Here is a 22118-nt window from a genome sequence, read left to right as displayed (position 1 = left end):
TCTTGTCAGCCCCCCAGCCGTGCAAGGCTTGCCAGTTCCGGCAGATTGAAAATGGACAGATCGTTTCCCGGCGACACGGCTTGCGTGCGGATCCCGGCGCGCAGCTTGGCGGAGCGGGCGCGCGGATTGAGGGACGCTTCTTCCTCGCTGGCTGCCACCATAGGCTTGCCAACTGGCGTGAAGGTTGCGGCACGCGCGGAAACCATGGGCAGATGGCGCGAGCCACTCGCCTTGCCGGAGCGATCCTGGAAGAAAGCCTTGACGATCCGGTCTTCGAGCGAATGGAAGGTCACCACCACAAGCCGGCCGCCGGGCTTCAGCGACTGCTCGGCAGCAAACAGCGCCTCTGCCAGTTCGCCGAGCTCGTCATTGACGAAGATGCGAAGCGCCTGGAAGACGCGGGTCGCGGGATGGATCTTGTCCTTGGCCTTGCGCGGCGTCACCACCTCGATCAGGCCAGCGAGATCGCGGGTTGTCTCGAAGGGCTGCTCGGCCCGGCGCTTCTCGATGGCGCGGGCGATACGGCCCGCCTGCTTCTCTTCGCCGAGGAAGCCGAAGATGCGGATGAGATCGGAGACCTTGGCGCGGTTGACGACATCCGCAGCCGAAACGCCCGAAGCCGACATGCGCATGTCGAGCGGCCCCTTCTTCTGGAAGGAGAAGCCACGCTCGGCCTCATCGATCTGCATGGAGGAAACGCCGATATCGAGCACGACACCATCAAGCCCGCCCTCGGGCGCATGGGCGGCAAGATCGGAGAATTGTGCGTGAATGAGCTTCAGCCGGCCGCCCCACTCGGCGACCTGCGCCTGGCCGGCAGCAATCGCCGTCGGGTCGCGGTCGAGCGCGATCACGTCGGCACCGGCTTTGAGGATTGCGGAACTGTAGCCACCGGCACCGAAGGTGCCATCGAGGATGACCTTGCCGGGCGCAGGCTCGAGGGCCGCAAGAACCTCCGGCAAGAGGACGGGAATGTGACGAACCGGTCCGCCTTCGGCTTCAGGAATACCTCCGCCTTGTTCCGTCACCATTCCCTCTCTCCATTCTAGTCTGGACGCAACCCCCGTGACTTGCGCCCTTCCCGGGCCACCGCCTGCGCCTTCATGAAGGCCTGCGGCTCCCAGAGCTGAAAATAATCGCCCCGCCCGACGAACATCACGTCGGTCGAGATCCCGGTGAAGTCGCGGATGAAATCCGTCATCATCAACCGGCCTTCCGGATCGAGCTTCACGAAGACGCCGCCCCCGTGAACCAGCAGCGACATCTCGTTGGCTTCCGGAGAAAATGGATCCTCGGCCGCCATCTGCTTCTCGAACCGATCCAGGAGCTCCGGCCCGCCGACGCTGACCGCCGGAAAGACGAAATCCTGAAAACAGTATAGCTCCCGAACACCCCCATCCGACAGCACGGAGCGAAACGCCGAGGGAACGGAGACCCGCCCCTTCGCATCGATCCGATTGGTGGCATGTGACAAGAAGCGGTTCATAACGCGAAACGGCCGCCCAAGACTGACGGGCCACGATCATCGACCCGCGAGAACACGTCACTCCGCACGCAAGACAGCCCCGCCGAACAGTGGAATGTCCGACCACCCTCCGAAGCCGGAAGGCACTGGAATCTTGCGATGTTGGGCCGCGAAGCAGCCCCTGCGCAGTGCCATTATGGGATATCATGGGACCATATGGGCGTCAATGGGAATGGATCGTAAACAGCCGTCGGGCTGATCAAATATTGATAGGTTGTTAAGTTTAACGAAGGGTTACGAAGAGACCCCCACCGTGCGGGAATGCGACGGTCGAACGGCTTCAAATCGTTGAAAAATCAGAATGTGAGAAAAAGCGCAGGAACATGCGCATTGCCACCGCCGGGCGCAATCGCGCGGAACCCAACCGGCAAAAAAACCGACGCAGCAGGCGCCGGCCACCCGCCGCCGCGAACGCAACTTCGCATCGCGGAGATGCCCGCGACGACGCGCCTCAGATCAAGTTTAGGGCGCCTTCCGCCCGGGGTCGGACTGCGCAACATTCTCGTCGATCGAGTTGTGACACGCTTCGGACGTACCGACCTGGCGGCTGTAGAGCTCTTTCCAACGACCAGCATCGAACACCAGGTATTCAAGCACGCATCGGTCTGGCTCGTAGGAGCCCCATTGCGCCATCATCAGCCTGCTATCAAGCCCGAACCCAAGCGTCATCAGAAGGTTGTCGTCGCCGCCCCGAGGGAAATCAAAGACCTCCCCGGTTCGGTTGCTCGAGACAACGACGAAAGTGCACTGCGCACCGCAACCGACTTGGTTCACCCGGTACTCGCCGGCAAAGTTCACCCCTTCCAGCATTTCCTTGGCGATCGTCGTTCGAAAGAGGCGGAAATCCTTGTCACGGCCGTTGAAGTCCGGAAGTTTTACTTTGCCCTTGTAGACCTTGGCGGCAGGGTAGCTCTTCGGCGAAAGGTCCGGCAGATTTTCGCCATAAACGGGAGCAACGGCTGCCGGCACCAGCACAAGCAGCGCCAGACCGACACCGCACCATTTTCCGAAAGCTTTTGCGACTGTCACCTGCGCCCCCTGTCAGCACTCGCTGACACCACTGGTACAACCAAGTAGTAAAGACGCGGTTCCACCATAAAGAGAAATCGCCAGTTGGCCTGTAAGCCGGGTTCTGTATGGCCCCGCCACCCGAAGGCAACGGAACGTGGCAGCCATTCATCTGGGACTACGTTTGCACGCAGCCTCTTGCAACCCACCCGGATGACTGGCCCGGAAACAGGCTGGGCGCTTGCGCGTCCGCGTCATCCCTATTCGGTCTTGCTCCCGGTGGGGTTTGCCGTGCCGTCCATGTCGCCATGTCCGCGGTGGGCTCTTACCCCACCCTTTCACCCTTACTCCGCAAGCGGAGCGGTTTGCTTTCTGTGGCACTTTCCCTGAGGTCACCCTCGCCGGACGTTATCCGGCACCGTGCTTCCGTGGAGCCCGGACTTTCCTCCCCCCGCGGCCTTTCGGCACTTGCGGAGAGCGGCTGCCCGGCCAACTGGCAGGCGCTCCTTAACGCAAGCCCCCGCCCGGCGCCAGAAAAAACGGCAGGGTTTTTCGAGCCACCAACAGGGCAGATCGGCTGAAGCCTGGCGGATGTTGCCGCCACCTAGCGAAAGGCGACGGAGAAATCCGCATCGTATTCGGGCTCGTCGATCCGCCCATTGAGCAGGAGGACCGCGCCCAGGCGGCCGATCTCGTCGGAGCTCTTCGCCGCCTGGCCGTTGCCGCCGGTGACAACGGCGACACGGCTGCCCTCGGCAAAACCGATATAGGGCAACCCGTGTCGGGTGAACGAGGTGACGCAGGGAGAAAAGTGAGTGGAAACGGGTTGGAGACTTGGCATCACCTCCGCCAGCAGCCCGCGCAGGTGCTCGGCCGCCGTCGCGCCACCTGACCCACGGAACCATTGTCGGACCGCCGCTTCACCATCGAGAATCCTGTCGGTCGGATCGCCGCCGATCTTGATATAGTGCTTTCCGTCCGCATAGCCGACCGGCGGCAGCAGGTAGTAGCTTTTCTCCTGCTCGGGCGCTGCGCCGATCAGCGAGGGCATGCCCTCGAAACCGGAGAGATCGCCGTCCGCCACCTCGGCAAAGAATACGGTTCGCGCCTTGACGGTGAGATCGATCGGCCGCCGCAGCAGCGCCGTAGAGATAGAGAACCCGCCGGCGGCAACGATCACCCGCCCTGCCGCGAGATGCTCACCGTCGACCGTCGTGACGATCACTCGGTCGCGCTCTTCCGATACGGCCGCAACTTCGCTGCGCACGATCAGTGCGCCCGCCTTCTCGGCGCAAACGGTCTGTGCAGCGACCAGCGCCCGCGGATTGATGTAGCCGGCCCCGCGCCTTTCGTGGACGCCGGCCGTGCCATGGGGGAAGTGGAACCAGGGAAAGCGCTGCGACAGCGCCTCGCCATCGTAGAGCGGCGCCTCGACGCCGAGCGCGTCGCGTGCCTTCTCGACTTGCTCGATATAATCGTAGGGAGCGCCCGGCGCCGGTCCGGCGATCAGGCAGCCGACTTCGTGGTAGAAGGTGACGCCGCTCTCGCCTTCGATTTCGCCGTAGCGCTCGATCGACCGCCGGGCGAGCCGCGCCCAGACCGGATCGTCGTCGATCGTGCGGGTGATGCGGGCACTGTCGTAGTGGCTGGAAAAGACGCCGGCGTGGTTGGCCCAGTCCATCGGCTCATCCGGGCCGACCAGCGCGACCTTGGCGCCCGAAAGCGCCAGGTGGCGGGCGGCCGCAGCCCCCATCATGCCCTTGCCGACGACAATGAAATCAAAGTTCTCCGACATGTCTATCCCCGTCCCTCTGCTCAAGGGGAGATAGCATGCCGGCGCCGGTATGGCACGGTGGTTGTGGTGGTTTTCCGTATGCGCCGGAACGCGAGACCTGTCCGGCTGGAGCATCCGCCATCACCTGATACGGTTGGCGGATGAAGCTCTTCGCTGATTGCATGCTTCTCGGAACGCACTTGATCCGAGATGACGCGCCAAGCGAAAGAACGCGCCGGCGCTTGTCATGCGATCGATCAGTTCATCCGATCGATCAATCGATGATGTCCTGGACCCTGCCGCAATAGCGCTTGGAAACCGGGTTCATGCGCTTGGCACCATGGCCGGCATTGTACTTGAGAACCGTGCCGCAGGTCGTGCCGCCGGACAGTTCATGCGCCATGGCCAGATACTTCATGCCGAACTTGATGTTGGTTTCCGGATCGTAGAGACCCTTGGAAGATCCGGAATAGCCCAGCATGCGCGCCGTGGCTGGCTTGATCTGCATCAGGCCGATTTCTCCGGCGCTGCCGCGTGCCTTCGGGTTGAAGTTGCTTTCGACCTTGACGATCGCATGCGCCAGATCGACCGGAACGCCGTATTGCTTGGCGTAGGACTTGATCAGCGATGTGTACGCCACGTTCTGCATGACGTCGGGCTTGGGAAAGCCCGTTGTCCGGGTAACGGACTGGATGGCTGAGGTCTTGATGGTCTTGTCGACACTCCCCGCAAACGACGTACCCATCCCGGCGAAGAACATGCCAAGGCATGCCGCCACCGCAGCAACAGACGAAATTCTCATGTAGTTTGAATTCTCCGGTCTGGGGAATGGACCGAAGCGCACCCCGCTTCGAACCTCACTTCCCGATCGTTTCATTCACAGGAAGTGAGCGTTGCGCCCTGATGCTCCTGCAGTTCCAATGGGGCGGGAAATGAATGCCGCATCATGGTAAACATGTGGCAAAGCTAAAAAAAACATGCCACGAATATCTGCAGAAGTGCCGTTTAGACGAAAAATTCTTCCACGTCAGGCGGTGAATTGCGGCAGGCCTGACAGCAGGCGGTGTAGCGTATCAAGGGTTGAGACGTCAGCGATGCCATCGACCCTTTGTTGTCTGAAGTGCCGCTGGAACGCGGCCACGGCGCCTTCGGTCTTTTCACAGAATTCGCCTGTCACATCAATGCCATAACCGTAGAGTGACAGCATCGACTGGATCGCCTCCACCGGCTGCCCCTGGTCACCGCGTTGGAAAAAGCGCCCGCCGCCGATCGGGGCCGGCTCCACCCAGTGACCGACGCCTTCGCGGTGAAGAACGTGCCAAGGAAATTTTTCTCCCGGATCGACCTTGCGAATGGGGGCGATATCGCTGTGTGCGAGCACTCTTTCGGGCGCAATCGACCAGCGATCGCCGCAGTCCCGACACAATTCTACAACTGCCGCGATCTGCTTTTCCGGAAAGTCGGGCAATCCGCCGGGGTGACCCGGGTTGGCGATCTCGATTCCGATCGAGCAGGAGTTGATATCGGTCTCGCCTTTCCAGTAGCTCTTGCCGGCATGCCAGGCGCGACGCGCCTCCGGCACGAGCTGATCGACGCGGCCGTCCTCGTGGACGAAGTAATGGCTGGAGACCTGGCTTTCTTCGCGACAAAGCCATTCGAGCGCCGAAGTGCCCGTCGACATGCCGGTATAGTGAAGAACGATCATATCCGGGGCGCGCAGGTCGGCGCGGTCACCGAAATTGGGCGACGGCATGAAGCGTGCACCCGGATAGTCGCAGTATTTCGAAGTCATGCGGCTCGGCGTTCTTTCTCGATCGCCTCATAGGCGGCGTTCAGCGCCGCCATGCGATCATTGGCGATCGCGTGGAATTCTTGCGGTACGCCGCGCGCAACCAGCATATCCGGGTGGTTCTCGGAAACGAGCACACGGTAGCGCTTGCGGATATCGGCGAAATCATCCTTACGCGAAACGCCGAGCACCTGATAGGGGTCACGACCATCGCCGTGCACGTGGCGGGCCATGATCCGGCTGAAGTGCCCCTCGTCCATGCCGAAGATGTCGGCCACCCGCAACAGGAAGGCAAGCTCGCGCTCATGCACCGCGCCGTCCGACTTGGCGATGTGGAACAGGCCGTCGATGATATCCTCAAGGATCGGGCAGTTCTTTTCGCAGGACGAACACAGCGACGCCATCTTCTCTGCATAGGCCTCGTAGCCGGCGACGTCCTGGCGCGCCAGATTATAGAGACGCGCGACGTTTTGGGCCTGGTCCGGCGGAAACTGGAAGATATCGCGGAAAGCGGCGACTTCGGCTTCGGTCACAACGCCGTCGGCCTTGGCCATCTTGGCCGAAAGCGCGATCATGGCGACGGAGAAGGCCACCTTGCGCCGCGTTTCCGGATCACCCTCAAACAGGGTGCGCACGGCCTCGACCACACCGGCAAGCGCATTGCCGGTGGCGGTAACGATCCTGAGGAGGCTGTCCCAAAATGACATGCGAGGTTCCCTGTCTCTCACTCTATAGCATGGACCAATGTGGTGGCAAATTGCAAGCGGTGGGCGGCCCGAACCACGAGGATGACGAATTTGTGATGGCCCCTCACTATTGTCAATCCATCGATTGGAACTTGCGACAGCCAACCGACGGAAAGCTGTTCCCGCGGGAACAGCCATCCAATAAAAGTGAGATGTCGTCAGGGCCCGCAAAACCGGTAATCGCGCCGTTCGCAATAGCGCAGGCCGGGCTTACGCCCTGCGACAATCCGCGCGCCGCTGCCTCGCCTCGCCAATCCGACGCTCCAGGGCGCCTCGCGGCATCGTCTCGACACAACATCCACAGGCCCGTCATTTAATTTCCATCTGATTTGCGTTATGGAGGCCCCACCCATCGCATGCCAAAGTCCCGAGGAGGAAACATGGCCAAGAAAAAAGTCGCAATGCTGACGGCCGGCGGGCTCGCACCCTGCCTGTCATCCGCCGTTGGGGGCCTGATCGAACGCTATACGGACGTCGCGCCCGAGTATGAGCTGGTCGCCTACCGCTCCGGCTACCAGGGCCTGCTCTTGGCTGACCGCATCGAGATCACCCGCGACATGCGCGAGAAGGCGCATATCCTTCATCGCCACGGCGGTTCGGCGATCGGCAACAGCCGCGTCAAGCTCACCAACGCGGCCGACTGCGTCAAGCGCGGCCTCGTCAAGGACGGCGAGAACCCGTTGCGCATCGCTGCTGAGCGGCTTGCCAATGACGGCATCTCGATCCTGCACACGATCGGTGGTGACGACACCAACACGACGGCGGCCGACCTTGCCGCCTATCTCGGCGCCAACGGCTACAACCTGACCGTTGTCGGCCTGCCGAAGACGGTCGACAACGATGTCGTGCCGATCCGCCAGACGCTTGGCGCCTGGACGGCCGCCGAATACGGCGCCCGCTTCTTCGACAATGTCAGCAACGAGCAGAGCGCCGCTCCGCGCACGCTCGTCGTGCACGAGGTCATGGGCCGCCATAGCGGCTGGCTGACGGCCGCCACCGCCCGCTCCTACATCCAGATGACCGACGACAAGGAATTCGTCGACGGCTTCATGATGAACCGCCAGATGAAGAACATCGACGGTCTTTACCTGCCGGAGATGAAGTTCGACCTGCAGGGCGAAGCCGAACGTCTGCGCCAAGTCATGGACCGCACCGGCTTCGTGACGCTGTTCGTCAGCGAAGGTGCCTGCCTCGATGCGATCGTCGCCGAGCGGGAAGCGGCGGGCGAAACCATCAAGCGCGATGCCTTCGGCCACGTGAAGATCGACACCATCAATGTCGGCAACTGGTTCTCCAAGCAGTTCGCAGCCCTTCTCGGCGCCGAGCGCTCGATGGTGCAGAAGTCCGGCTACTACGCCCGCTCCGCACCGGCAAACGGCGACGACCTGCGCCTGATCCAGGGCATGGTCGATCTTGCCGTCGAAAGCGCGCTCAACAAGGTCTCCGGTGTCACCGGTCACGACGAAGACCAGGGCGGCAAGCTGCGTACGATCGAGTTCCCGCGCATCAAGGGCGGCAAGCACTTCGACACCTCGACGAAGTGGTTCGGCGAAGTCATGGACGTCATCGGCCAGAAGTGGCAGGCCCAGAAGCACTGATTTCCGCTTCCCGGCGGGCGCGCATGCCGCCCGCCGACAACGCCTGATTTAGAGATTGACGGCTCCGCGTTTCCATGGCTGGCTCGGCCAATTCATTGCCGAGGACCTCTACGGCGCCACCGCGTCAAGGCACGCCAGGGTCGCTGTAGGACTTTAAACCGCTGCGTGATTTGTCCTCAAATCGATCGCGATTTAAGGACACATGCAGGAACGCGGAGCCCTTTCATGTCTTTTGAACATTGGTTTGCCTTTGCCGCAGCCTCTGCCGTGCTGCTCGCCATTCCCGGCCCCACCATTCTTCTCGTCATTTCCTATGCGCTCGGACACGGCCGCAAGACCGCAGGCGCTACCGTCGCCGGTGTTGCGCTTGGTGATTTCACCGCGATGACCGCTTCCATGCTCGGCCTCGGCGCGCTGCTTGCGACCTCCGCGGCGATCTTCACGGTACTCAAATGGGTGGGTGCCGCCTATCTCATCTGGCTCGGCATCAAGCTCTGGCGCGCACCGGTGGCCGCCGGCGGCGACGCTGAGGTCGAATCGGCTTCCGGCGAACGTCCACTGCGCATCTTCCTTCACACCTATGCGGTGACTGCACTGAACCCGAAAAGCATCGTCTTCTTCGTCGCCTTCCTGCCGCAGTTCCTCGATCTCAGCCAGCCGCTCTTCACCCAGATGGCGATTTTCGAGCTCACATTCCTGACGCTCGCGATCCTCAATGCCAGCCTCTATGCGGCCCTTGCGACGGCTGCCCGCAGCACGATTTCCAAGCCTAATGTCCGACGGATCGTCAACCGCGCGGGCGGTTCCATGCTCATCGGAGCCGGGCTCCTGACGGCGACGATGAAGCGCGCCACGGCGTGAAATTGCCGCCTGCGCTTGCCGCCGGATGCCTCATAGGTTAATGGAGATTCACGCTTGGCGGCTGGCAACCGCTGATTTGCAGGGGCTACGGGGCCCAGAAGCACGAAAGTGACAGAATGGCGAAGTACCGTATTTCCCTTTCCAAACAGACGTTTGGCGTGGCAGCGATCTTGTCCGCGACCATCGTCTCGGGATGCTCAACGGTAGAGCACACGTCGCTCGAAGAACTGACGGCCGTGCAGACGGTCACCCCGCTCGCAAAGCCCGGCACTGAAATGACGGCCTACGCGCTGCCCACGCCTGACGGTGCAGCCACCGTGGCAAGCGCCGCCCTCGCAGCCCAGACAGCCGGCGTCGCCACCACCTATCCGGTCGCGACCGATCTCGCCCAGGGCGCCGAAGCCGCCCCTGCGATGGTTGCGGTTCCGGCGTCGAAGCCGGGCAGCACCATGGCGCTTGCCATGGTTTCCCCGACCACGCCTGCCATCGCCAGTGCCGAAACGGCAACCGCGGCCGTTACCCAGGTTTCCGCCGACGCCTCGCAAGTACCGGCGCCGACTTCTGCGGACGTTGCGGCCAAGACGGGCCGGGTCCAGGACCTTCCGATTTCGACCCTCGCCGTCGCCGCGGCAATGGAATCGGACTTCGACACCGGCGAACCCGTCGGCCTCGAAAACCTGGTCGCAAATCGCATGATCGTGCCGACCGAGCGCCCGAAGACCGGCGTCATCGGCTCGACTGTGGCCGCCGTTGCCAGCGTCATTCCGGATTCGATGAAGTTCTCAAAGACGCCGACCAGTTCGCGTCCCGAACTCGACAAGATGATCAAGTACTATGCCGACCTCAACGGCATTCCGGTCGAGCTCGTGCACCGCGTCGTCAAGCGCGAAAGCAATTACAACCCGCGCGCCTACAGCAAGGGCAACTACGGCCTGATGCAGATCCGCTACAACACCGCCAAGGGCCTCGGCTATGACGGTCCGGCGGAGGGTCTGTTCGACGCGGAAACCAACCTCAAATACGCGACCAAGTATCTGCACGGCGCCTGGATGGTGGCCGACAATCAGCACGACAGCGCGGTCAAGCTCTATGCCAGCGGCTACTACTACCATGCCAAGCGCAAGGGTCTTCTCGACGACCTCGGCATGAAGTGAGCCTGTTCAGCCGACAGCTCAGCTTGTTTTGCGAGGCGCTCAATCGAGCGCCTCTATTATTTTGGCGTTGAGTTTCTGCACGTCATAGCCGAGACGCGAGGGCGTGAGCCCCAGCCGGACCACCACGAGCTTCAGCGACGGCACCAGCATGATCGCCTGCCCGTCATGGCCGAGCATCCAGAAGCTATCCGCCGGGAAGCTGCCGGATCCGGCGCGGACACCGTTTTCCTCCAGCCACACCTGGCCCTGGCCGTATTTTCCACCCGACGCCTTGGTTGGCGTTCGCATGAAGGCGACGTAGTCCTTCGGCAGCATCGCCCTCCCCTTCCACACGCCGTCCTGCAGCAGGAACTGCGCGAAGCGCGCCCAGTCCTGCGCCGTGGCGTACATATAGGACGAGCCGACGAAAGTGCCGCTCGCATCTGTTTCAAGCACCGCGCTCTTCATGCCCAAGGGGGCGAACAGCCCATCATGCGGAAAGGCAATTGCGGCCGCCGGATCGTCGAATGTCCGCATCCAGATGCGCGACAGCAAGGTGGTCGAACCGCTGGAATAGCTGAACGTCGCACCCGGATTGGACGTCAGCGGTTTGGTGGCCGCATAGCCCGCCATGTCCTTCTCGAGATAGAGCATGCGGGTCACGTCGGTGACGTTGCCGTAGTTCTCGTTGAATTCCAGGCCGCTCTGCATTCCCATGAGGTCGGCGAGCGTGATTTTTGCACGTTCGTCGCTTGCCCACTCCGGCAGGAGCCCGGCGCGTGCCACATCCATTCGACCTTCCGCGACGCGCATGCCGATCAGCACCGCCGTGACCGATTTCGTCATCGACCAGCCGAGCAAGGGTGTCGAGCTATCAAAGCCTCGACCGTAGGTTTCGGCAACCAGGCGGCCATCGCGAATGACGGCAATGGCCCGCGCGCCCGGACCGGCAAGATCGGTATCCTCGATCAGCTTCTGCAAGGCGGGATCGATCTCGGCGCCCTCGCCTTCCGGCCAGGCCGCTTCCGACGCAGGCGTGATTGCAGTCGCCGCCGTGTTGACCGGCGGCAAGCCCGCGCCATCGCCATCCGGCAGGCTCGCACATCCCATTCCCGGTTGATAGGCCGCGTAGCCCGCCGCAGCAAAGCCGAGGATTCGCGCCGTCACCACCTGTCTTTCCGGATCGACAGCAACCCTCACCAGCTTCAGCAGCGGGTGTCCCGGCGCCTGGACGTCGTCGGCCAGCACCGACTGGGCGTCGCGTTTCGCGATGAAGACGTTGGAACAGACGATCTTGGCGGCGTAGCCATCGCCGACCTTGAGCAGTTCCGGCGGCGCGATCGCAAGCCAGCCGAAGAGAGCGACAATGCCCAGTACCAACGTCGCACCGGAAATCCTCAATATGCGTCTGATGCGTCTCATGCGTTCCCTCCGGCCGCCTCATGTTTCCTGGAAGCCGAGCCGACCGCGGACAGAAACATGCAGCAATTCAAAGTGCTACGGCGGCAAAGCCTGTCCGCTGGGACGCACGGTCGCCGCCGAGTTGCAGAGAGAACCAGCATTTCGCCCACAGGAAAAGCCTAGAAACGGCAAGTTTCCAATTTCCGGGGAGATCGGAACCCCAAGGGCACGCCGGTTTGCGCCGTCTAGGCCGAACGTCGCAAATCCGTAGCTGCGCCTGCTTTGAGCAGGGCCGTTACATCCGTGAGCGCCGGTGATATCCAAGGACCACGGACTTCGACGGCGCCGCTGGCCTGCGCGCAATCCATCTCGCTTTCCTTTTCGATGCCGCGCACGGCAATCGCCAGCCGCAACACCTGCCCGGTCTTGATGAGGCAGGAAAGCAGCGCGACGCTGCGCTCGCTGCCGTGGGTCGCCCGGATGGCGGTGAGATCGATCGTCACCTGGTCAGGCTGCAGTTCCGCGATTAAATTCAAGGGCAAGGATGAGCCGGCACCGCCGCCAAGCGCAATCCGGACACCCAACGCCCGCAATCCCCTCAGATTGTCCGCGATCAGCGCGAGATCCTCGGTCGAAAAGTCTCCGGTGACCTCGATGGTCAGGCGTCCCGCAGGCAGGCCCGCTTCGCCCAGGCATTGCCTGACCTGCTCGACGAAGTCCCGCTCCTTGAGTTGCGGCGCAAACGGCGCGACGGTCAACCCCGTCGGCGAAGGCCAGCGCGCAGCCTCCGTGCAGGCAGCCTTAAGTGTCCAGTAGCCGAGCGAGCGCGTACCGGGGCTCTGCTCCGATGGTTCGATAAAGGCTTGCTCGCCGATCGCCCCACGAAGCGGATGCTGCCAGCGCAGCAACGCCTCGAAGGCGCGGATGGCTCCGCTTGCAGCACCCGCGATCGGCAGGAATTCGAGGAAGAATTCGCCGTTCTCCAGCCCCCGCGCCACGTCGCGCTCAGCCTCGACACGCTGCTGCGCCGCATGCGTCAATAGCTCCGAGTGGAAGACGTGGCTGTTGCCGCTCACGGCCTTCGCCTCATAGAGCGCCAGGTCAGCGCGCTTCAGCACCTCACCCGTTGCCGTATCGGTGCGCTCGACGAAGGCGATGCCGATGCTGCAGCCGGAAGCGACCTGCGCTTCGCCGAGATCGAACGGTGCTTCGAACAGCGCCTTTACCCGCGCTGCGAGCATTTCGGCTTCGGCCTGCGACGAGGCTCCGCCGGCCGTCAGCACGAACTCGTCGCCCCCCAGCCGGTAGACCGTCGCCTCCCCGGAAAAGGCGCGCCGCAGGCGGGCGCCGAAGAGCGCGAGCAACCGGTCGCCGGCGTCGTGCCCCATGGTATCGTTGATCGCCTTGAACCGGTCGAGATCGAGAAGGAGAAGGGCATTGCGCTCGAAGGCAGGCCCTTCCGTGCAGAGTGCCTGGCGAATATCCGCCTCCAGCGCCGCACGGTTGGCAAGCCCGGTGAGCTTGTCGCGGTGGACTTCGTGGCGCAGGCGCCGCTCTGCGCGACGCGCCGCATGCAACTCGTGCTCCAACCGGCGCGAGTAGCGCCAGCGATAGAACGAACCGCCGAGGAGAAAGGGCATGGCGCCCGCTGCCAGCATGGCGGAGACGTCCAATTGGGCTGTCGGTTGTTCAAGCAAGACTGTTTCCGTCACCAGCAACGCCGCAGAAACCAGAGCCCCCAATGCCGCGCCGACAGCTGCAAATCGCTGCTCGGGCTTCGGCAGAAACGTTCTTAACATCATGTCGACGCCCCCCGAATATGAGGCGGTGCTAGCACGCTAGGGTTTAATGAATTCTTATGGGTGAAAAATTGTAGTGCGCTGGTTCGGGCGCGCGCCCTCTGACTGTGGAAACCCCGTCATCAAAGTGTAGCCGAGTCAATTTAGAAGCGGCTAAGTTTCAACTGGATGACCGGCAGAGATGACCGAACTAGCCCCCGACGTTGGCTTTGGCAGAAAAAATCCGAAGCTGAAAAAAGCGCTGCTCCAGCACAAGACCTTCTCCCTTGCCGGCCTTTCGGAACGTCTCTTCGGCCTGCTCTTCTCGGGTCTCGTCTACCCGCAAATCTGGGAAGACCCGATCGTCGACATGGAAGCGATGCAGCTCGGTCCTGAACACCGGATCGTCACCATCGGCTCCGGCGGCTGCAACATGCTGACCTACCTGTCTGTCGGCCCGCGCAGAATAGACGTCGTCGACCTCAACCCGCACCATATCGCGCTGAACCGCCTGAAGCTCGCAGCCTTCCGTCATCTGCCGAGCCACAAGGACGTGACGCGCTTCCTGGCGACCCAGGGCACCGCCACAAACGTCCAGGCCTTCGACCTCTTCATTTCGCCGAAGCTCGACACGGCGACACGCAGCTACTGGAACGGCCGTGACCTGACCGGCCGCCGCCGCATCGGCGTCTTCGGCCGCAACATCTATCGCACCGGCCTGCTTGGCCGCTTCATTGCCGCAAGCCACCTGCTCGCCCGCCTGCACGGCGTCGACCCGGCCGAGTTCGTCCAGGCCGGCTCGATGCGCGAGCAGCGGCAGTTCTTCGACGAACGTCTGGCGCCGCTGTTCGATCGTCCCGCCATCCGCTGGATCACCGGCCGCAAGAGTTCGCTTTTCGGCCTCGGCATCCCGCCGCAACAATTCGACGAACTGGCAAGCCTCAGCAGCGAGAAGTCGCTCGCCGCCGTGTTGCGCCACCGCCTCGAAAAACTGACCTGTCACTTCCCGCTGCGGGAGAACTATTTCGCCTGGCAGGCCTTCGGGCGCCGCTACCCGCTGCCGCATGAAGGCGATCTTCCGCCCTACCTCGATGCCGGCGCCTACGAGGCGATCCGCAACAATGCCGAGCGCGTCGAGGTCCATCACGCAAGCTACACCGAGCTTCTCGCCAACAAGCCTGCCGCATCGGTCGACCGCTACATCCTGCTCGATGCCCAGGATTGGATGAACGACCAACAGCTGAACGACCTTTGGACCGAGATCACCCGTACGGCCGATGCCTGTGCGGTCGTCATCTTCCGCACCGCCGCAGAAGACAGCATCCTCCCCGGTCGCGTCTCCTCGGCGCTGCTCGATCAGTGGCACTACGATGCCGAAACATCGCTCAAGCTCGGCGCGGAAGACCGTTCCGCCATCTATGGCGGTTTCCACATTTACCGGAAGAAGGCTTGAGCCGATGCGTGAGGCCGGCATTTCCCACGCGCGGCGCATGGATCACATGTACCGCTACCAGCGGCACTTCTACGATCTGACGCGGAAGTATTACCTCTTTGGACGCGACACGCTGATCCGGGAGATGCACCCGGCGCCGGGCGCCTCGGTGCTCGAAGTCGGCTGCGGCACCGGGCGCAATCTCGCGCTCATCGGCCACTGCTTCCCATCGGCGCGGCTGTTCGGCCTGGACATCTCCCAGGAGATGTTAACCTCCGCCGACGCGAAGCTCAACCGTGGCGGCAAGCGCCGCGCCGAGCTTCAGGTCGCCGACGCCACCGATTTCGACCCCAAGGTCTTCGGCGAACGCGGCTTCGACCACATCGTCATCTCCTATTCCCTGTCGATGATCCCTGACTGGCAAAAGGCGATCGATGCGGCCATTGCCGCACTCAATCCGGGCGGCTCTCTGCACATTGCCGATTTCGGCCAGCAGGAGCGCCTGCCGACGAGCTTCCGCCGGGCGCTGCACGGCTGGCTCGATCGCTTCCACGTGACGCCGCGCGCCAACCTCTTCGACGTGTTGCGCGAGAAGGCTCGGGAGAATGGCGCCGATCTCGAACGCCGCGCGATCGGCCGCGGCTATGCCTGGCTTGCGGTCTATCACCGCGCAGCTGTTGCAATCGCCGCCTGAGACTGCACCCCGTCGCGCAGCCGGCGGGTGGTCGTCTTCATCTCACTTCGCCAGAGAGCGCCGAAATCCCTCGTGGGAGCTCGGCGCTTTCGCGTTGGAGTAGAAAACGGGACGCTACTGCCTCGCCCGCAATTCCCGCTTGAGCTAACCCAATTTTTACGATGATATGGTGAAGATGAGGTTCACGCCTCGCGGGGGAAATCACCGATATGAAAGCCATCGTGTGAGGCAGGATCGTCGCTCGTCTCTAGACAGGTACCTCATGCGCCGGCTTCTCCTGGCTCTGCTGCCCATTGCCACCCTCCTTTCCGCCTGTTCATCGACCGATTACGACCTGATGCAGACGGCATCGATCCCGCCGCGCTTCCAGGATAAGGACCCGCAGGACTTTGGCGAGCGCACGCCACAGCACCACAACATCCACGGCATCGACGTTTCGAAATGGAATGGCGATATCGACTGGATGAAGGTGAAGAACTCCGGTGTCTCCTTCGCCTTCATCAAGGCGACGGAAGGCAAGGACAGGGTCGACACCCGCTTCAACGAGTACTGGCAAAAGGCGCGTGCCGCCGGCATCCCCTATGCGCCCTATCACTTCTACTATTTCTGCTCGACCGCCGACGAACAGGCCGACTGGTTCATCGCCAATGTGCCGAAGACCGCAGTCTACCTGCCGCCGGTGCTCGACGTCGAGTGGAACGGCGAATCGAAGACCTGCCGCCACCGCCCGACGCCGGATGAAGTGCGCGTCGAGATGAAGCGCTTCATGGATCGCCTCGAAGCGCACTACGGCAAACGCCCGATCATCTACACCTCGGTCGACTTCCACCGCGACAATCTCGTCGACCAGTTCAAGGAGCATCACTTCTGGGTGCGCTCGGTCGCCAAGCATCCGGGCGAGGTCTATGTCGAGCGCCGCTGGGCCTTCTGGCAATACACCAGCACCGGCGTGATCCCGGGCATCGACGGCAGCACCGATATCAACGTCTTCGCCGGTTCGGCGAAAAACTGGAAGAACTGGGTCGCAGCGGTCTCGCAGCCGAAGTAAGGCCGGCATTCTTGCCGGCAAGTGCGGCAAGGAACCCCATTTTCTTCTTTCGGTCATAATGCTCTGAAAGAGCAACGGCAGATTTACAGTGCCGCACGTCCCCAAGGACGCGCAAACGCCGCTGTAACATTTTTGAACCGCTGCATGAGACATCCTTGGGTCGATCGCGATCTGGAGATTTATGCAGCGAATCCAATAATTTGGCTGCCCGTGCGGTGTCTCCCTCACCCCGCGGCCACAGAAAGGAATTATGATGAACCGCACTGCCCGGCACGCCCTGGCCTCCGTCGCCCTCCTGGCGCTCACCGCCTCCACCGCGTTTGCACAGACCGCGACCCAGACGGGCGCCCAGGGCGCCGCTCCGGCTGTCGCCTGCGGCGGCGACCTCGGTGCCTTCCTCCAGGGCGTGAAGGCCGAAGCAGTCGCCAAGGGCGTTCCCGCCGATGTCGCCGATCGGGCGCTTGCGGGTGCTGCCATCAACGAGAAGGTCCTCAGCCGCGACCGCGCCCAGGGTGTCTTCAAGCAGACCTTCACCGAGTTCTCCAAGCGCACGGTCAGCAAGGCGCGCCTCGATATCGGCCAGCAGAAGATGAAGGAATATGCCGACGTCTTCGCCCGCGCCGAGAAGGAATTCGGCGTGCCCGCCCCTGTCATCACCGCTTTCTGGGCGATGGAAACGGACTTCGGCGCTGTCCAGGGCGACTTCAATACCCGTGATGCACTGGTGACGCTGTCGCACGATTGCCGCCGCCCGGAAATGTTCCGTCCGCAGCTGATCGCTGCCATCGAGATGGTGCAGCACGGCGACCTTGACCCGGCAACGACCACCGGCGCCTGGGCCGGCGAGATCGGCCAGGTTCAGATGCTGCCGGAAGACATCATCGCCTACGGCGTCGATGGGGATGGCGACGGCCACGTCAACCTGAAGAAGAGCTCGCCCGACGCGATCCTCACCGCCGCCAAGTTCATCCAGAGCCTCGGCTTCAAGGCTGGCCAGCCCTGGATCCAGGAAGTCAGCATTCCCGAAGAACTCCCCTGGGAAAAGACCGGCCTGCAGCCGGGCATGAAGGCGGCGGACTGGTTCGCGCTCGGCGTCAGCCCACGCGACGGCAACACCGCCAATGGCAATCTCGAAGCCTCCCTGGTGCTGCCGCAGGGCCGCAAGGGTGTTGCCTTCCTCACCTACCCGAACTTCAACGTCTATCTCGAGTGGAACCAGTCGTTCATCTACACGACGTCGGCCGCCTACTTCGCCACCCGCCTCGCCGGCGCGCCGACCTATGAGGGCGGCAACCCGGAACCGGGCCTCGACGATGTCGGTATGAAGGCGCTGCAGACCAAGCTGCAGACGCTCGGCCATGACGTCGGCAAGGTCGACGGCATCCTCGGCTCCGGCACCCGCGCCGCCCTTCAGAAGGAACAGCTCCGCCTCGGACGCCCGGCGGATGGCTGGGCGACGCTGGAACTCCTGAACGCCCTCTAAGCGAACTTCGGGCCACGGATGCGGCTCGGCCTAGCAGCCAGAACCCCGGGGATCGGAAGCGATTCCCGGGGTTTCCTTATCCGAGATGCAGGTCCACCCCGGAGGCACGCACGGCGCATCTCGAAGCGTTGCCCTTCCCTCGATCAGTCGGCAAGAACCGGGTGGCATGCGCCAAGACGCCGGGCTATGAAATAGGGGTCAGATCACAACCGGCCCGGGTACCGGACGCAGCCTTTGCGCCATACGTACATTCGCCGCCTGGATGAGGCTGACGGACGACAAGGCGATCAGCACGGACGGGGCATCACCATGAATGCGCGAACCACAATCGACGGCCATCAGATGAGCGTTAGAACCTGGATGCTGCTGGCGCTGCTCGGTCTCATCTGGGGCGGGTCCTTCTTCTTTGCCCGCGTGGCCGTTGCCCACGTGCCGCCGTTCACGCTGGTGGTCCTGCGCCTGGGCCTCGCAGCACTTGCCCTGCACCTCTATATCGGCGGCCGCTTCGGCATCTATCAGGCACTTGCCGGACGTTGGCGCGAATTCGCGCTGATGGGGCTGATCAACAACGCCATCCCGCATGCCTTCATCTTCCTCGGCCAGACACAGATCGGCGCCGGGCTCGCGGCAATCCTCAATGCCACGACGCCGGTCTGGACCGTCATCATCGCCAACATGGCGACCGAGGATGAAAAGCTGAGCTCCGCCAAGATTGCCGGCTGCCTGCTGGGGCTCACCGGCACCGTGGTTCTGATCGGGCCGAGTGCGCTTGCCGGCCTGTTCGGCACGACCAGCAGCATCCCACTCTGGGCGCTCGTCCTGCCGGTGCTGGCCGCCGTCAGCTATGGCTTCGCGGCGACCTACGGCAAGCGCTTTCGCAATCTCGCCCCACCGGTGACGGCCGCCGGACAGCTCACCGCTTCGACCCTGATGATGCTGCCCGTTGCCGCGTTCTCCGATGCGCCCTGGACACTGCCGATGCCGCCGATCGAGGCGACGCTTTCGATCCTCGGGCTCGCGCTCGTCTCGACCGCCTATGGGTACATTCTCTTTTTCCGGATCATGGCGGAAGCCGGCGCCACCAACGCCTCGCTCGTCACCTTGCTGGTGCCGCCAAGCGCGATTCTGCTCGGCTATCTCTTCCTGGGGGAAACGCTGCAGGCAGCCGACATCGCCGGCATGGCGCTGATCGCCCTCGGTCTCGCCGTGCTTGACGGACGGCTTCTACGGCTCAGACGGGCTGCCTGAACGGGGAATCGAGCCGCCCTTTTCGTCCCCTTCCGAAGCGCTCACGCACGGTTACAAGCGTTTATATTAACCTTGCGGAAGCGATTGTGAAAAAAATGTGGCAGACATAAAATGATAGATATTTCAACTATATAACCCTGTGAATAAGGCCACTCCCCCTCACGGATTTCGCACTGCAGCACAAGTTTCGCTTTAACACTTCGTGATTTCGCCCTATGTTTTAACGCGTTAACGCAGGGAGGGTCATCCATGGGCCTTACACATTCGCTGAATGTCCTCATGATCAGTGCAGCGTTCGTATTCGTGGCCACGATGCTTTTCATCTGATGAGCGGCCGCTGAGAGTCCAAAACCGAATAGGGACTTTAATTTCCGGAAATCCATTCTGCAGCACCAAGCAAGCTAGACCGCCAAGAGAGCACAGGGTCTAAACGCTGCGACAGAAAAGAAAGCGCATGAAGGTCAACCTTCATGCGCTTTCTCATTTTCGGATATCTGTCAGTCAAAGGCGCCCACGGCCGGTGCGCCTGTGAAACTCAGGCCGCCGCCCCCGCCGCCGCCTGGAATCGCGCTTCGGGGAGCACCGCGCTCGGCTCCGCTGCGACCCGCTCGAAGCCGACAAGGTCCAGCACGGCCGTCACCAAGGGCGAACGGTTCATCGTGTAGAGGTGAAAATCGCGCACGCCGCGACGGGCGAGATCGACAATCTGCTCGGCGGCGATGTGCGTCGCCTCCTTGAAGCGCTCGGCCGCCTGCTCTTCCAGATGCACGAGCCGCGCGACGATCGCCTCCGGCACGGTGGCGCCACAGAGGCCGGCAAACTTCTGCACCTGCGTCAGATTGTTGATCGGCAGGATGCCCGGCACGATCGGGATGTTGACCCCGGCGCGGCGCACGCGTTCGAGGTAACGCTCGAAATCGTTGTTGTCGAAGAAGAACTGGGTCAGTGCGCGGGTGGCGCCGGCATCGACCTTGCGCTTCAGCATGTCGATATCGGCGGCCACGTCAGGGCTCTCCGGATGCTTCTCCGGGTAGGAGGAGACTGAGATCTCGATATCGTCGCCCCGGGCGCGAATTGCCTGCACCAGGTCGGTGCTGCTCGCATAACCATCCGGATGCGGCGCATAGGTGCTGCCGATGCCGCCCTGCGGGTCGCCGCGCAGTGCCACGAAGTGACGGACGCCATAATCAATGTACTCGTCGATGACCGCATCGACTTCCGCCTTCGGTGCGCCGACGCAGGTCAGGTGCGCCGCCGTGTTGGCAAAGCCCTTCTCCTCGATCATCCGCCGTACCGTCGTCAGCGACCGCGCCTTGGTCGAGCCGCCAGCACCGTAGGTGACCGTAACGAAAGCGGGACCGAAAACCGAGAGGTCCTCCGCCGTCTGGAAGAGCTGCGCTTCCATTTCATCGGTCTTGGGAGGGAAGTATTCGAAAGAGAGCCTCAGATTGCCGCGCTCGGCCGGATAAAGCGTCTGTGCCGTCATTCTCAAACTCCCCCTGCATGGATGCGCGGCCGCGGCGTTTCATTCTCATTCACGGCGCGCCGGTCGCGCGCCAGCCAGATCGTCACCGTCAGCTTTTCTTCCTCGGCGCCTTCCGGCGAAAGATCCGTGGTTTTCTCGAGCACCAGGCCAGCCTTGGCGAGCCAATCGGCGATCACCTGGTGCGAGAAACCGAGGCGCGCATGCGCATGTTCGTCGCGCAGATGCTCGAGCCCGTGCGGCGCGAAGTCGATGATGACCAGCCGGCCACCCGGCATCAGCATGCGCGCAGCTTCCGCGATCGCCGCCTCCGGCTCGTCGAGGAAATGCAGCACCTGGTGAATGGTGACGAGATCAAAGGCCTGCCCGTCGAGCGGCAGATTGAAAATGTCGCCGTGGCGGATCGAGGCCTTGGTGATGCCGGCACGATCGAGATTGGAGCGCGCAACGGCAAGCATGTCGCGGCTGGCGTCAACGCCGACGCCGCGGCGGTAGAGCCCTTCAAACAGCTGCAGGATGCGCCCGGTACCGGTACCAAGGTCAAGCAGGCTCTCGACCGGCTCGTCGCCGACCATCTCGCGCAGCTTCGCCTCGACGTCGCGCTCGCTGACATGCAGGCGGCGAAGCTCGTCCCAGCCGGCGGCGTTGCGGCTGAAATAGGCCTGTGCCTTTTCGGCCCTCGCCTTCTTGAGCGTCGTCAGCCGCGCCGCATCGCGCGAAAGCACCGCGTCGTCGGCGGATGCTGCCGCCAGCATGGCGCGAACGAGCCCGACGCGCGCGCCGTCCTGTCTCAGGCGGAAATAGGCCCAGGCGCCTTCCTGATAACGATCGATGAGCTCGACCTCGGCAAGCAGCTTCAGGTGCCGCGAAATACGCGGCTGCGACTGCCCGAGAATTTCGGTAAGATCGGTAACGGTGAGATCACCCGCGGCGAGCAAAGCGACGAGACGCATGCGGGTCGGCTCTCCCGCCGCCTTCAGCACGTCCACCAGCGCATCCAGACCCAGTTCTCTCTGAGCAGCCATCGCGATCCCCATCAACACATAAAGATATGTTTATGTGATTTGCGAGATCGGCGCAAGCGGATTTGCGTGGAAAGGCCGAACAATGGCGCGCA

At 62.8% G+C, this 22118-nt stretch carries 19 protein-coding genes and 1 other RNA gene; 8 read left to right on the top strand and 12 right to left on the bottom strand.

From position 1 onward, the window contains the following. Window positions 1–5: 5 nt before the first annotated feature. The 8 genes from rsmH to I8N66_RS06610 all read right to left on the bottom strand — a co-directional run bounded on the left by rsmH (window position 6) and on the right by I8N66_RS06610 (window position 6803). Window positions 6–1031, bottom strand: a complete 1026-nt coding sequence (gene rsmH, locus I8N66_RS06645) for a 16S rRNA (cytosine(1402)-N(4))-methyltransferase RsmH (RefSeq protein WP_291151211.1) — start codon at window positions 1029–1031, stop codon at window positions 6–8. Between the two features lie 14 nt (window positions 1032–1045). Further along, window positions 1046–1486, bottom strand: a complete 441-nt coding sequence (gene mraZ / locus I8N66_RS06640) for a division/cell wall cluster transcriptional repressor MraZ (protein WP_113540731.1) — start codon at window positions 1484–1486, stop codon at window positions 1046–1048. Window positions 1487–1987: 501 nt separating this feature from the next. Then, complete coding sequence (locus I8N66_RS06635; protein ID WP_162768947.1) at window positions 1988–2554, bottom strand: hypothetical protein; 567 nt, start codon at window positions 2552–2554, stop codon at window positions 1988–1990. A 76-nt stretch (window positions 2555–2630) separates the two neighbouring features. Next, window positions 2631–3030, bottom strand: an RNA gene (gene rnpB, locus I8N66_RS06630) — RNase P RNA component class A. Between the two features lie 107 nt (window positions 3031–3137). Further along, on the bottom strand, window positions 3138–4328 hold the full coding sequence (locus tag I8N66_RS06625; protein ID WP_291151205.1) for an FAD-dependent oxidoreductase: 1191 nt from the start codon (window positions 4326–4328) through the stop codon (window positions 3138–3140). A gap of 253 nt (window positions 4329–4581) precedes the next feature. Further along, a complete protein-coding gene (locus tag I8N66_RS06620; protein WP_113540734.1) occupies window positions 4582–5109 on the bottom strand; it encodes a lytic transglycosylase domain-containing protein in 528 nt (175 codons plus the stop codon). 225 nt (window positions 5110–5334) lie between these two features. Next, entirely contained in the window at window positions 5335–6099 is a 765-nt protein-coding gene (locus I8N66_RS06615; RefSeq protein ID WP_291151201.1) for an N-acetylmuramoyl-L-alanine amidase, read from the bottom strand. Further along, window positions 6096–6803 carry a DnaJ family molecular chaperone gene (locus tag I8N66_RS06610; protein WP_113540736.1) on the bottom strand — a complete coding sequence of 236 codons (708 nt, stop codon included), beginning with the start codon at window positions 6801–6803 and terminating at the stop codon, window positions 6096–6098. The genes I8N66_RS06615 and I8N66_RS06610 overlap by 4 nt, the downstream gene beginning before the upstream one ends. Before the next feature lie 419 nt (window positions 6804–7222). Between I8N66_RS06610 and I8N66_RS06605 the strand changes: the two genes are divergently transcribed. From I8N66_RS06605 to I8N66_RS06595, 3 genes are all read left to right on the top strand, one after another. Continuing rightward, window positions 7223–8440, top strand: a complete 1218-nt coding sequence (locus I8N66_RS06605; RefSeq protein WP_291151198.1) for a pyrophosphate--fructose-6-phosphate 1-phosphotransferase — start codon at window positions 7223–7225, stop codon at window positions 8438–8440. 225 nt (window positions 8441–8665) lie between these two features. Further along, on the top strand, window positions 8666–9301 hold the full coding sequence (locus I8N66_RS06600; RefSeq protein ID WP_113540738.1) for a LysE family translocator: 636 nt from the start codon (window positions 8666–8668) through the stop codon (window positions 9299–9301). A 116-nt stretch (window positions 9302–9417) separates the two neighbouring features. Beyond that, on the top strand, window positions 9418–10455 hold the full coding sequence (locus tag I8N66_RS06595) for a lytic transglycosylase domain-containing protein (RefSeq protein WP_291151194.1): 1038 nt from the start codon (window positions 9418–9420) through the stop codon (window positions 10453–10455). A 39-nt stretch (window positions 10456–10494) separates the two neighbouring features. Here the strand turns inward: I8N66_RS06595 and I8N66_RS06590 are convergent, their stop codons facing one another. Further along, complete coding sequence (locus tag I8N66_RS06590) at window positions 10495–11856, bottom strand: serine hydrolase (RefSeq protein WP_113540740.1); 1362 nt, start codon at window positions 11854–11856, stop codon at window positions 10495–10497. Between the two features lie 224 nt (window positions 11857–12080). Further along, a complete protein-coding gene (locus tag I8N66_RS06585) occupies window positions 12081–13637 on the bottom strand; it encodes an EAL domain-containing protein (protein ID WP_291151189.1) in 1557 nt (518 codons plus the stop codon). A 178-nt stretch (window positions 13638–13815) separates the two neighbouring features. Between I8N66_RS06585 and I8N66_RS06580 the strand changes: the two genes are divergently transcribed. The 5 genes from I8N66_RS06580 (at window position 13816) to I8N66_RS06560 (ending at window position 19518) form a co-directional block, all read left to right on the top strand. After that, window positions 13816–15066, top strand: a complete 1251-nt coding sequence (locus I8N66_RS06580) for a DUF3419 family protein (RefSeq protein WP_291151186.1) — start codon at window positions 13816–13818, stop codon at window positions 15064–15066. 4 nt (window positions 15067–15070) lie between these two features. After that, window positions 15071–15739 carry a class I SAM-dependent methyltransferase gene (locus tag I8N66_RS06575; RefSeq protein WP_291151183.1) on the top strand — a complete coding sequence of 223 codons (669 nt, stop codon included), beginning with the start codon at window positions 15071–15073 and terminating at the stop codon, window positions 15737–15739. 262 nt (window positions 15740–16001) lie between these two features. Then, window positions 16002–16787 carry a GH25 family lysozyme gene (locus I8N66_RS06570; RefSeq protein WP_223724965.1) on the top strand — a complete coding sequence of 262 codons (786 nt, stop codon included), beginning with the start codon at window positions 16002–16004 and terminating at the stop codon, window positions 16785–16787. Window positions 16788–17040: 253 nt separating this feature from the next. Further along, the gene (locus tag I8N66_RS06565; RefSeq protein ID WP_113540766.1) at window positions 17041–18270 is read left to right on the top strand and encodes a lytic murein transglycosylase; all 1230 of its coding nucleotides are present in this window, start codon (window positions 17041–17043) and stop codon (window positions 18268–18270) included. Between the two features lie 309 nt (window positions 18271–18579). Further along, window positions 18580–19518, top strand: a complete 939-nt coding sequence (locus tag I8N66_RS06560) for a DMT family transporter (protein WP_113540745.1) — start codon at window positions 18580–18582, stop codon at window positions 19516–19518. Window positions 19519–20053: 535 nt separating this feature from the next. On the opposite strand, the gene metF is transcribed toward I8N66_RS06560, so the two are convergent. Beyond that, the gene (gene metF, locus I8N66_RS06555; RefSeq protein ID WP_113540746.1) at window positions 20054–21004 is read right to left on the bottom strand and encodes a methylenetetrahydrofolate reductase [NAD(P)H]; all 951 of its coding nucleotides are present in this window, start codon (window positions 21002–21004) and stop codon (window positions 20054–20056) included. 2 nt (window positions 21005–21006) lie between these two features. Next, a complete protein-coding gene (locus I8N66_RS06550) occupies window positions 21007–22026 on the bottom strand; it encodes a metalloregulator ArsR/SmtB family transcription factor (protein WP_113540767.1) in 1020 nt (339 codons plus the stop codon). Between the last annotated feature and the right edge of the window lie 92 nt (window positions 22027–22118).

This window comes from Ensifer sp. SSB1, assembly GCF_016652895.1.
GTDB lineage: Bacteria > Pseudomonadota > Alphaproteobacteria > Rhizobiales > Rhizobiaceae > Ensifer.
The sequence above is the reverse complement of the archived record's forward strand: the minus strand, read 5'-3'. Positions and strand labels throughout refer to the sequence as shown.

Bases quoted from the DNA above. Each gene is read 5' to 3' on its own strand.
- rsmH (WP_291151211.1), bottom strand. From the start codon at position 1,031: ATGGTGACGGAACAAGGCGGAGGTATTCCTGAAGCCGAAGGCGGACCG.
- mraZ (WP_113540731.1), bottom strand. From the start codon at position 1,486: ATGAACCGCTTCTTGTCACATGCCACCAATCGGATCGATGCGAAGGGG.
- I8N66_RS06625 (WP_291151205.1), bottom strand. From the start codon at position 4,328: ATGTCGGAGAACTTTGATTTCATTGTCGTCGGCAAGGGCATGATGGGG.
- I8N66_RS06620 (WP_113540734.1), bottom strand. From the start codon at position 5,109: ATGAGAATTTCGTCTGTTGCTGCGGTGGCGGCATGCCTTGGCATGTTC.
- I8N66_RS06615 (WP_291151201.1), bottom strand. From the start codon at position 6,099: ATGACTTCGAAATACTGCGACTATCCGGGTGCACGCTTCATGCCGTCG.
- I8N66_RS06610 (WP_113540736.1), bottom strand. From the start codon at position 6,803: ATGTCATTTTGGGACAGCCTCCTCAGGATCGTTACCGCCACCGGCAAT.
- I8N66_RS06605 (WP_291151198.1), top strand. From the start codon at position 7,223: ATGGCCAAGAAAAAAGTCGCAATGCTGACGGCCGGCGGGCTCGCACCC.
- I8N66_RS06600 (WP_113540738.1), top strand. From the start codon at position 8,666: ATGTCTTTTGAACATTGGTTTGCCTTTGCCGCAGCCTCTGCCGTGCTG.
- I8N66_RS06595 (WP_291151194.1), top strand. From the start codon at position 9,418: ATGGCGAAGTACCGTATTTCCCTTTCCAAACAGACGTTTGGCGTGGCA.
- I8N66_RS06590 (WP_113540740.1), bottom strand. From the start codon at position 11,856: ATGAGACGCATCAGACGCATATTGAGGATTTCCGGTGCGACGTTGGTA.
- I8N66_RS06585 (WP_291151189.1), bottom strand. From the start codon at position 13,637: ATGATGTTAAGAACGTTTCTGCCGAAGCCCGAGCAGCGATTTGCAGCT.
- I8N66_RS06580 (WP_291151186.1), top strand. From the start codon at position 13,816: ATGACCGAACTAGCCCCCGACGTTGGCTTTGGCAGAAAAAATCCGAAG.
- I8N66_RS06575 (WP_291151183.1), top strand. From the start codon at position 15,071: ATGCGTGAGGCCGGCATTTCCCACGCGCGGCGCATGGATCACATGTAC.
- I8N66_RS06570 (WP_223724965.1), top strand. From the start codon at position 16,002: ATGCGCCGGCTTCTCCTGGCTCTGCTGCCCATTGCCACCCTCCTTTCC.
- I8N66_RS06565 (WP_113540766.1), top strand. From the start codon at position 17,041: ATGAACCGCACTGCCCGGCACGCCCTGGCCTCCGTCGCCCTCCTGGCG.
- I8N66_RS06560 (WP_113540745.1), top strand. From the start codon at position 18,580: ATGAATGCGCGAACCACAATCGACGGCCATCAGATGAGCGTTAGAACC.
- metF (WP_113540746.1), bottom strand. From the start codon at position 21,004: ATGACGGCACAGACGCTTTATCCGGCCGAGCGCGGCAATCTGAGGCTC.
- I8N66_RS06550 (WP_113540767.1), bottom strand. From the start codon at position 22,026: ATGGCTGCTCAGAGAGAACTGGGTCTGGATGCGCTGGTGGACGTGCTG.